Source organism: Streptomyces sp. M2CJ-2, assembly GCF_016757295.1.
Classification (GTDB): Bacteria; Actinomycetota; Actinomycetes; order Streptomycetales; family Streptomycetaceae; genus Streptomyces.
This window is the reverse complement of the sequence record NZ_JAESIF010000125.1, coordinates 1-9,813: the sequence shown is the minus strand read 5'-3', so window position 1 is coordinate 9,813 and position 9,813 is coordinate 1. Positions and strand designations below refer to the sequence as shown.

The 9,813-nt window shown below is 73.6% G+C and carries 8 protein-coding genes; 1 reads left to right on the top strand and 7 read right to left on the bottom strand.

Annotated features, from left to right (window positions below; translation table 11 throughout):
• The 7 genes from JL475_RS36935 to JL475_RS36905 form a co-directional block, all read right to left on the bottom strand.
• Positions 1 to 1,690, bottom strand: a 1,690-nt coding sequence (locus tag JL475_RS36935; protein ID WP_307825310.1) for a type I polyketide synthase, incomplete at its 3' end; no start/stop codon positions are given.
• Positions 1,691 to 1,812: 122 nt separating this feature from the next.
• Positions 1,813 to 3,006, bottom strand: a complete 1,194-nt coding sequence (locus JL475_RS36930; protein WP_202282559.1) for a cytochrome P450 — start codon at positions 3,004 to 3,006, stop codon at positions 1,813 to 1,815.
• Positions 3,003 to 4,337 (bottom strand): methylaspartate mutase, encoded by a 1,335-nt coding sequence (locus JL475_RS36925; protein WP_202282558.1) that lies wholly within the window; start codon positions 4,335 to 4,337, stop codon positions 3,003 to 3,005. The genes JL475_RS36930 and JL475_RS36925 overlap by 4 nt, the downstream gene beginning before the upstream one ends.
• Positions 4,324 to 4,770 carry a cobalamin-dependent protein gene (locus tag JL475_RS36920; RefSeq protein WP_202282568.1) on the bottom strand — a complete coding sequence of 149 codons (447 nt, stop codon included), beginning with the start codon at positions 4,768 to 4,770 and terminating at the stop codon, positions 4,324 to 4,326. The genes JL475_RS36925 and JL475_RS36920 overlap by 14 nt, the downstream gene beginning before the upstream one ends.
• 95 nt (positions 4,771 to 4,865) lie before the next feature.
• Positions 4,866 to 6,122, bottom strand: coding sequence for a type III PLP-dependent enzyme (locus JL475_RS36915; RefSeq protein WP_307825309.1), 1,257 nt, complete (start codon positions 6,120 to 6,122; stop codon positions 4,866 to 4,868).
• A complete protein-coding gene (locus JL475_RS36910) occupies positions 6,119 to 7,609 on the bottom strand; it encodes an AMP-binding protein (RefSeq protein ID WP_202282562.1) in 1,491 nt (496 codons plus the stop codon). Before JL475_RS36910 ends, JL475_RS36915 begins: the two co-directional genes overlap by 4 nt.
• Before the next feature lie 221 nt (positions 7,610 to 7,830).
• Positions 7,831 to 9,357, bottom strand: coding sequence for an AMP-binding protein (locus JL475_RS36905; RefSeq protein WP_202282557.1), 1,527 nt, complete (start codon positions 9,355 to 9,357; stop codon positions 7,831 to 7,833).
• Positions 9,358 to 9,495: 138 nt separating this feature from the next.
• On the opposite strand from JL475_RS36905, the gene JL475_RS36900 reads away from it, so the two are divergent.
• Positions 9,496 to 9,741 (top strand): acyl carrier protein, encoded by a 246-nt coding sequence (locus JL475_RS36900; RefSeq protein WP_202282561.1) that lies wholly within the window; start codon positions 9,496 to 9,498, stop codon positions 9,739 to 9,741.
• The last annotated feature ends 72 nt before the right edge of the window (positions 9,742 to 9,813 follow it).

Sequence of the window (9,813 nt, the reverse complement as noted above, 5' to 3'; positions counted from 1 at the left end):
CCGCCAGACGCCCCGCCTGCGCCCGCACCGCCCCCTCACTCTTCGCCGACCACACCAACGGCACCAACCCACCCGAGGCCGCTTCCGGTGCCTCCGCGGGGGCCGTCTCCACCTCTTCCGGCGACTCCACGATCACGTGGGCGTTCGTCCCGCTGATGCCGAACGACGACACACCCGCCCGCCGCGGGCGGCCCTCGTCCGCCCACTCGCGGGCCTCGGTCAGCAGCTCCACCGAACCCGCCGACCAGTCCACATACGGCGACGGCGCGTCCACGTGCAGCGTCCGCGGCAGCACACCGTGCTCCATCGCCATGATCATCTTGATGATGCCGGCAGCGCCCGCGGCGGCCTGGGTGTGGCCGATGTTGGACTTCACCGAGCCGAGCCACAGCGGCTCGTCGTCCTCGCGGCCCTGGCCGTACGTGGCCAGCAGTGCCTGCGCCTCGATCGGGTCGCCGAGCCGCGTGCCCGTGCCGTGCGCCTCCACCGCGTCCACGTCGGTGACGCCCAGCCCGGCGTCGGCCAGCGCGGCGCGGATGACCCGCTCCTGCGACGGGCCGTTCGGCGCGGTCAGGCCGTTCGACGCGCCGTCCTGGTTCACCGCCGTACCCCGCACCACGGCCAGCACCCGGTGCCCGTTGCGGCGCGCGTCCGACAACCGCTCCAGGACGAACACGCCGGCGCCCTCGCCGAAGCCGGTTCCGTCGGCGGCGGCCGAGAAGGCCTTGCAGCGGCCGTCGGGGGCGAGACCGCGTTGGCGGCTGAAAGCGGTGAAGGTGCCGGGGCTGCCGAGGACGGCGACGCCGCCGGCCAGGGCGATGGGGCATTCGCCGCGCCGCAGGGACTGCACGGCCAGGTGGAGGGCCACCAGGGAGCCGGAACAGGCGGTGTCGACCGTGACGGTGGGGCCCTCCAGGCCGAGGGTGTAGGCGACGCGGCCGGAGACGACGCTGGGGGCGTTGCCGGTCAGCAGGTACGCGTCCAGGCCCTCGGGGGCCTCGTGCAGGCGGGGTCCGTACTCCTGGGGTTCCGCGCCGATGAAGACGCCGGTCGAGGTGGCGCGCAGGGTCGCCGGGTCGATGCCGGCGCGCTCCAGCGCCTCCCACGCGGTCTCCAGGACGAGGCGTTGCTGCGGGTCCATGGCGGACGCCTCGCGCGGTGAGATGCCGAAGAACTCCGCGTCGAAGTCGGCGGCGTCGGGGAGGAAGCCGCCGGTGGTGGCGTAGCTGGTGCCGGGGGTGTCGGGGTCGGTGTCGAAGAGGCTCGCGAGGTCCCAGCCGCGGTCGGCGGGGAAGGGCGAACTGACGTGGACGCCGGCGGAGACCAGGTGCCAGAGGTCTTCCGGAGAGCCGATGCCGCCGGGGTAGCGGCAGCCGATGCCGACGATGGCGATCGGCTCGTCGGGGTCGGCGGCGCGGTCGGGGCCGGGCGCCGGGGCGGTGGCCGGTTCGGACTCACCGAGGAGGCGGATGCGCAGGTGGCGGGCCGTGGCGGCGGGGGTGGGGTGGGCGAAGGCGAGCGTAACGGGCAGGTCGAGCCCGGTCGCCGCGGTCAGCAGGGCGTGCAGGGCGAGCGCACCGAGCGAGTCGAGGCCGAGGGCCCGGTAGGGCAGCTCGGGGTCGACGGAGCGGGGCGCGTCGGGCAGCACGTTGCGCAGCACCGCGACGGTGTGCTCGCAGACGAGGTCCACCAGCACCCGCTCCCGCTCCTCGACGGGCAGTTCCGTGAGTCGCAGCGCCAGGGCGTTGCCGTTCGCGGTGGCCGCGGGGGAATTGGTCGTCTCGCTCATAGCCGCACTCCACTGATTCCGATTCACCAAGCGACGCGCAGCGCGGACGGCCCGCGCACGATCACGCCGTACTGCCACTCGACGCCCTCGGGGCCGTCCGCGAGCCGGAGCTCGGGGAAGCGCTCCAGGAGGGCGCTCAGCGCCTCCTGGAGTTCCAGCCGGGCGAGTTGCGCGCCGATGCAGTGGTGGGGTCCGTGTCCGAAGGTCATATGCGGGTTGGTACCGCGGGTGAGGTCGATCCGCTCGGGGTCGGTGAAGACCTCGGGGTCGCGGTTCGCCGCGTGCAGGGCGGGCAGCACCGGGTCGCCGGCTCTGACCACCACGTCGCCGAACCGGACGTCCTCCAGGGCGTACCGGGCGAACATGGCGGCGGTGTTGATCGGGATGTGGCGCAGCAGCTCCTCCACGGCGGAGGGCACCAGGGACGGGTCGGCGCGCAGCTGCGTCATCAGCCCGGGTTCCGTCAGCAGCGTGTAGACGAAGCTGGGCAGGGCGGAGGAGACGGTCTCGACGCCGCCGGTGAGCAGTCCGGGGCCGGCCAGGGCGAGGAGTTCGTCCTCGCTGAGCTTGTCGCCGGCGTCGCGGGCATAGACGAGGGCGCCGAGGAGGTCGTCGGTGGGTTCCTTGCGGCGCTGCTCGATGAGCTGGGACATGTACTCGGCGAGGGGGGCGCCGATCTCGTCGACGTCCCGTTCCATGGTGTCGGCGTTGGTCATACTCGCCGTCCAGCTGCGGAAGACGTGGTGGTCGGCGAGCGGGACGCCGAGGAGGTCGCAGATGACGGTGACGGGCAGCGGGCGGGCGAAGTCCTCGAGGAAGTCGCCGGGCGCGCCCTTGGCGGCCATGGCGTCGAGGAGTTCGTCGATGAGGGTGCGGATGCCGTGCCGCATGCGTTCGACGCGGCGGGCGGTGAACGCCTTGCCGGCGAGACGGCGCAGCCGGGTGTGGTCCGGCGGGTCCATGCCCATGATGCCGTCGCCGGAGGGCTGGCGGCGCAGCCGGGGCTGGTTGAGGCCCTGGGCGATGGCGCGGCTGAAGCGGTGGTCGGTCATGACGAGTTTGACGTCGTCGTAGCGGGTGGCCAGCCAGGCGGGTTCACCGAAGGGCAGCTGGACGCGGCTGAGGGGCTCGTCGCGGCGCAGCTCCGCGTACAGAGGGGAGACGCTGGTGGCGTGCATGTCGAACGGGTAGGCCCGGACGGTCCGGCCGGCGGTCATCGCGTCTCTCCTGTCGCATGGTCGGCTGGCGGGCCGTCCGCGGACGCGGGGGCCGCCGTCAGGGTGTGGGAGGTGGCATGGGTGAGGGCCGGCTGGTCGTAGGTGTCGCGTACGAAGGACAGCGCGGTCATGAGGGAGGCGGAGGTGAGGGCCTCGTGGCCGCGGGTCTCGGTGACGCCGGCGAGGGGCAGGGAACCGAGGGCGGCCCAGCCGAGCCGCCCGTCGGGGGCGAGGTAGCTGCGGGCGCGACCCGCGTTGTCGGGGTGCAGGCAGTACGGGACGTCGAGGAGTCCGCGCTGGAACGCCTGGATGAGGGCGCGGCCGATGTCGGGGTCGCAGTCGAGGACGGCGTCGACGAGGGCGCGTGCCTCGCGGTGGACCTGGTTGCCGCCGGGGGCCGGCGGCGCCGGGTGCGGCGGGCGGGAGGCGCGGGCGGTGGCGGCGGCGTGTTCGAGGGCGGCGACGTTCTCCTCGATGGTGGGGATGCGCCGGGATTCGGCCGTCGTCTTGACGATGAGGCGTTCGGATCCGGTGTGCACGGCGAGTTCCGCGGCATGGGCGAGGAGGGTGCGGGAGCCGTGGTCGCTGCGCGGGAAGAGGCCCATGTAGGCGTAGACGACGACGTGCCAGTCGGCGCCGGGGAGGAGGTCGGCGCACAGGCCGCGCAGGGCGGCGACCGCTTCCCGGTCCTGGGCAGGGTTGGTCTGCTGGGCGTAGCTGACGGAGATGCTGCGCAGTCCGTGGCGGTGGAAGAAGACCGCTTCGAGGGTGCTGACGGCGACGAGGAGGGACGGCGGGCAGAGCTGGCCGAGAAGGGCGCCGCCGAAGGTCTCCAGGTGGGGTTCGGCGCCGGTGGTCTCGCGGGCGCGCAGCAGCAGCCGGCAGGCTTCGGTCCAGCTGTGGACGGACTGGCCGAGGGGGATGCGGCCGTAGGGCAGGCAGTACGAGACGGGGCCGCCCTCGGTGGCGTGCAGTCCGGCGTCGACGAGGGCGTCGACGATGTGCTGGGGGCGGGCCGAGCCGTGCCGGATCTGGACGGGGAAGTCGGGGCCGTGCAGTCCGGCGAGCATCTGCCGGGTGGTGGCGGTGGAGTGAGTGGCGAGGGGATAGCCGTTGAGGCCGGTGCCGTCGCGCAGCGCGGCGGCGGCGGCGTCCAGGTCGCCGACGCGGGTGTAGCTGTCGAGGGTGACGGTGCCGACGGTGGTGGCGTCGGCGGCGCGGGTGGCGGCCAGCCCGGCGCGCATGTGCTCGGGGGATCCGAAGCCCATGCGGGGCTGCACCACGAGGCGTCCGGCGGCGTGCTGCCGCCGGACGAAGTCACCGAAGCTCACGGCCTGCTCTCCTGGGGGTGGCGGTCAGGAAGCGGCGGAAGGAGGCGACGCTGTGGGCGGTCTCGTCGAAGACGGCGTCGAAGCCCGCGGCGAGGAGGTGGCCGACGCGTTCGCCGCTGTCGGTGCCGCTGATGGAGAGCTTCCCGCCGATCACCATCGGCGTGGTGGCGAGTTCCGGGTGGGCGCGCAGCCGGGTGACGGCGCTGAGGCCGTCGCGGTAGCCGTGGCCGTTGACCGTGCTCATCACCAGCAGCGCGGGCTGCCAGGCGCGCAGTTCCGCTTCCAGCAGGGCGGTGGGGACGCAGGGGCCGAGGTTGACGACGTGGTAGCCGCATTCCTCGATGAGGAGCTGGAGGAAGACGAGGTTCCAGGTGTGGGAGTCGGAGGCGACGCTGCTGACCACGACGGTGGGCGCGGCGCCGTCGGCGGGCAGCCGTTCGGCGGCGGCGAGCCGACCGGGCAGGTCCGGGGAGGGCAGGGTGGCGCGCAGCGGAGCCGGCGCGGCGGGCTGCGGGGGGCGTCGGCCGGTCACCCGTGTCCTCCGCGCGGCGCCTGGGGGACGCGGTGGAGTTCCAGCCGGGAGACGGTGACGACGTCGGTGCCGCGGACGACGGCCTCGGCGGGCGCGGGCCGGCTGAGGAAGCCGAGGAGGCTGGCGGTGGGCCCGTACGCGCCGACGTTGGGGATGCTCAGCAGGTCGCCGGGTTCGGCGGCGGGTAGTCCGATGTCGCGGGCGAGCAGGTCGCCGGGGGTGCACAGCGGGCCGACGAGGCTGGCGGGTTCGGCCTCGGGCGCGGCGGTGTCGGGGCGGACGGCGGCGGGCAGCAGCCGTCCGAGCCCGGAGAGGCCGCCGACGGTGTTGATCCCGGCGTCGGCGATCACGAAGCGGCTGCCGCGGCTGTCCTTGACGTTGACGACGCGGGTGAGGAGGCGGCCGCTGTCGGCGACGAGGTAGCGGCCGGACTCGACGGCGATCCGGGGCGCGCCGGAGCGCCAGCCGGGCAGGTGCAGGTCGAGGACGTGTTCGAGTTCGCCGCGGAGTTTGCCGTAGCGGGGACGTTCGCCGGGGGTGGCGTACGGGGCGGAGAAGCCGCCGCCGATGTCGAGGAGTTCCAGCGGCAGCCCGGTGTCCTCGGCGAGCTTGGCGGCGGAGCCGATGGCGGCTTCGAGCTCGGTGAGGAGGTGGTCCTCGTCCTTGGCGTTGCTCATGGTGAAGTAGTGGGCGCCGGCCAGGCGGGTGCCGGGGACGGCGGCGAGGTCAGGCATCAGGGCGGGCAGCGTCTCGCCGTCGATGCCGAACTGGGAGGGCCGGCCGGTCATGCGGATGCCGGTGGAGGCGCCGGCGGTGGCGCTGTTGACGCGCAGCAGACAGCGGGCGGTGGCGCCGTGGGCGAGCGCCGCCTCCCCGACGTGCCGCAGGTCGGAGAGGGATTCGACAGAGAAGGTGCGGACCCCCGCGTCGAGGGCCGCGGCCAGCTCGCCGGGGGTCTTGCCGGGGCCGGTGTAGAGGCAGGCAGCGGGGTCGTAGCCGGCGGTGACCGCGGCGGCGAGTTCTCCGGTGGAGCTGATCTCGGCGCGGCAGGCGTGGCCGGTGCCGTCGTCCTCGCGCAGGGCGCGGGCGAGGTCGGGGTGCGGGTTGGCCTTGAGGGCGTAGTACACCTCGACGCCGTCGGGCAGCGCGGCGAACAGGTCGCGGCGGGCGGCGGCGACGCGGTCGAGGTCGTACACGTACAGCGGGGTGCCGTATCGCTCGGCCAGGTCGGCGTTCAGGCCGGTGTCGGTCACGGTTCGTCCCCCTCGATCAGGGCCGCGAGTTCGCGGACGGCGTTCTTGCCGTGTGCGGTCAGCGGCAGTTCGGCGACGACCCGGCAGCGGGCGGGCACCTTGGCGGGTTCGAGGCGGGCGGCGAGTTCCCGCAGGACGGTGTGCGGGGCGAGGTCGCCGGCGACGACGATGCCGAGGTCGCGGCCGTCGGACGGGGGGACGGCGCCGGCGGCGCGTACCCCGGGGACGTCCATGGCGGCGGCCTCGATCTCCAGGGTGCTCATGCGGATGCCCTTGCGTTTGAACATGTCGTCGCGGCGTCCCTCGAAGTAGAGGTAGCCGTCGGCGTCGAGGCGTCCGTAGTCGCCGGTGTGCAGCCGCGTCTCCTCGGTGGCGGGGTCGGTGCGGAAGGTGCGGGCGGTGAGGTCGGGGGCGCGCCAGTAGCCCGGCATGACGTGCGGGCCGGTGGCGACGATCTCGCCGGACTCGCCCGTGGGCACCTCGTGTCCGTCGTCGTCGAGGATGAGGACGCGGGTGCCGGGCAGCGGGCGGCCGACGGAGTCGGGGCGTTCGGTGTCCTCGTCGGGAGGCATGACGGAGATCCGCTTGCATTCGGTCTGGCCGAACTGACGGACCACGCGGGTGCCGGGGAACGCCTTGCGGAGCTGGTCGATGGTGGTGGGCGGCAGCGCGGCGCCGGTGTTGGTGAACATGCGCACCGGCGCGGTGGCGGCCGGGTCGCGTTCGGCAAGGGTGGCGATCATGGTGGCGAGGGAGGGCACGATCGGCACCACGGTCGCGCCGACCTCGTGCATCCGCCGGAGCAGGACCAGGTCGGACTCGCCGCCGGCCAGGACCAGTTCGGAGCGGCCCAGGCAGGACAGGATCACCTTGTACAGGCCGTAGTCCCAGGACATCGGGAAGCGGCAGAACACCACGTCGTCGGGCCGGTAGCCGAGGACGGCCTGGATGGACTCGGCGGCGAAGGCGACCTGGCTGTGCGGACCGATGACGCCCTTGGGGGCGGCGGTGCTGCCGGAGGTGTAGATGAGGACGGCGATGTCGGAGGGGTCGGGGGCGGCCGGCTCGGGGCGGGCGCCCGCCCCGCGCAGCCTCTCCACCTCGCGCCAGACGGTGCCGAAGGCGTGCACGGGGACGGTGGCGGCGCCGCCGACGGCGGTGGCGGTCTCGTCGGCGGCGATGACGAGGCGGGGCTCCGCGTTGTCCAGTACGGAGGTGAGGTGGAAGGTCTTCATGCCGGGGTTGAGCGGCACGAACACGGCGCCGCGGCGCAGCGTCCCGAAGAACAGCGCGACCAGTTCGCGGGTGGTGGGCAGCTGGACGACGATCCGGTCGCCCGGCCCGGCGCCCGCCTCGTCCAGCCAGGCGTCGACGGCGTGGCTGTACGCGTCGAGGGCGGCGTAGTCCCAGACCCCGGAAGCGTCGCGGATCGCCGCGGAATTCGGCGCGTCGGCGACGGCTTCGTCGAGGAGGGAATGGATGAGCATGCCGCGCCGCGGGGCATGGGCACCGTTCACTGCCGCACTCCAGATCGGGAAGACATGTCGCCGGGACATTCGCTTTCCGGCTGCGGGTGACATTCTCCGCGCCGCGTTCGAGGCGGGGTATTCCTTGTTCCTCGCCGAACGCGAAGCTACCCGATGCGGGGTGGGCCGCCGCCACCCCTAGCGTCCCCTATTCTCCGTGGCAGGCGGGGGTGTGCGGCGGGTCAGCGGCGGTTCAGGAGTTCGGCGGCGCGGGCGGTGAGAGCGCCGCGGTCGATCTTGCGGTTGCTGTTCAGCGGCAGGTCGTCCAGATGCCGGTAGTGGCGGGGTACGACGCCCTCGGGCAGCAGCCCGCGGAGCGGGCGGGCGATCTCCACGGGCGGCTGTGGGGTGCCGGTGTAGAAGACGAACAGTTCGGTGCCGGTGCCGCCGGGGGCGCCGACGGCGACAGCGTCCTGGATGCCGGGGCAGGCGCGCAGGGCATGCTCGATCTCGGCGGGTTCGATGCGCCAGCCCTGCACCTGGAGCTGGGAGTCGAGGCGGCCGAGGTAGAGCATCCCGGCGCCGTCGGGCAGGCGGCGGACCCGGTCGCCGGTGCGGTACCAGCGGCGGCCGGCGTGGTCGAAGAACCGGCCGCCGTCGTCGGCCGGGTCGAGGTAGCCGGGGGTGAGCTGGGGCCCGCTGACGCACAGTTCGCCTTCGTCGGCGGCGGCCTGCCCGTCGGGGTCGAGCAGCAGCACGTCGTGTCCGGCGTGGATGGCGCCGATGGGGACGGTGCCGTTGGCGGCCAGCGGCGGGGTGCCGGTGTCGGACCAGCGGTAGGCGGAGACGGTGATGGTGGCCTCGGTGGGGCCGTACAGGTTCTCCAACGTCGCCCCGGGTGCGGCGTCCCGCCAGTCGGCGGCGTCGCGGCAGGTCAGCGCCTCCCCGGCGAAGAAGCTCCAGCGCAGGCCGGACAGCGCGCCTTTGCCGAGGGTGCCCATGCGGCGGGCCAGGCGGATGGCGCTGGGGGTGGAGAACCACACGGTGACGCCCTGGTCGTGCAGGTAGCGCGGCAGGTCGCGGTACGCCTGGGCGGGGATCGCGAGCAGCCGGGCGCCGGCGCCCCAGGCGCAGAAGATGTCGAACAGGGAGCAGTCGAAGTTGAGGTCGAAGGTCTGGCTGAAGACGTCCCGCGGGGTGAAGTCGTAGCGCTCGTCCAGCAGGCCGAAGTAGTGCGCGGTGGCGGCATGCGTGATGACGACGCCCTTCGGCCGGCCGGTCGAGCCGGAGGTGAACAGCAGGTAGGCGGGGTCGCCGGGGCGTACGGGGCGCGGTTCGGCAAGGGCACCGGCGGGATCGGCGGGGGTGCGCTCGGGCGTGTACACCCGTACGGACGGCTGGTCGTCGCCGTCGGTGAGCGCGATGGCGGCGGCTTCGCCGCGGGCGTCGGCCAGCAGCGCGGTGGCGCCGGACGCGTGGAGCATGGCGCGGGTGCGGGCGGCGGGGAAATCCGGGCGCAGCGGCACCACGGCGGCGCCGGCGTACAGGGCGGCGAGGATCCCGGCGTAGGCGGTGACGGTCTTGGCGGTGAGCACGCCGACGGTGCGGTGTCCGTCCCGGACCAGCGGGCCGGCCCAGTCGAGGGCCAGCCGGTGCAGTTCGGTGTACGTGACGGAGCGGCCGTCGACCGTCACGGCGATGCCCTGCGGGGAGCGGCGCAGTCCGCGCTGGAACCGCGCGTGGAGCGCGTGTCCGGTCGTGCCTTCCATGATGCGGCCTCCACGTGCACAGCGGCGAAATAGGGGTTCATTGCGATCGGTCGGCGCTGATATCGGCTTGTACACTCCGGGAATCGAGCCCGCAGTCAGGGCGCATTCTCAAGCTTCTCTAGCATTGGTGGAGTGACCATGTGGGACCAGCAGTTCGAGGAAATATTGCGTCGGCAGCTCCCTTTCCTGCCGCCGGACGAGCCGGTGGCCGAGGACACGTCCCTCCGCGATTTCGGACTTGATTCGCTGGGCATGGTCGAGCTGCTTTCCGCGCTGGAGAATTCCTTTGGTGTGCGTTTCGTCGAGGAGCAGCTGACGCTGGACACGTTCGAGACCGCGGGCACGCTGTGGAAGGCGCTGTCGGAGGCGGCTCCGGCCGGCTGAGCGCGGCGCCGCCGGGCCGGGGGCCCCGACCCGCGGTGCGGGTCGGGGCCCCCGGCCCGGTCCCGGCTCATG

What these genes read in the sequence shown, in the direction of transcription:
- JL475_RS36930 (WP_202282559.1), bottom strand. Translation starts at nt 3,006, where the DNA reads ATGACCGCCGGCCGGACCGTCCGGGCCTACCCGTTCGACATGCACGCC.
- JL475_RS36910 (WP_202282562.1), bottom strand. Translation starts at nt 7,609, where the DNA reads ATGCTCATCCATTCCCTCCTCGACGAAGCCGTCGCCGACGCGCCGAAT.
- JL475_RS36905 (WP_202282557.1), bottom strand. Translation starts at nt 9,357, where the DNA reads ATGGAAGGCACGACCGGACACGCGCTCCACGCGCGGTTCCAGCGCGGA.
- JL475_RS36900 (WP_202282561.1), top strand. Translation starts at nt 9,496, where the DNA reads ATGTGGGACCAGCAGTTCGAGGAAATATTGCGTCGGCAGCTCCCTTTC.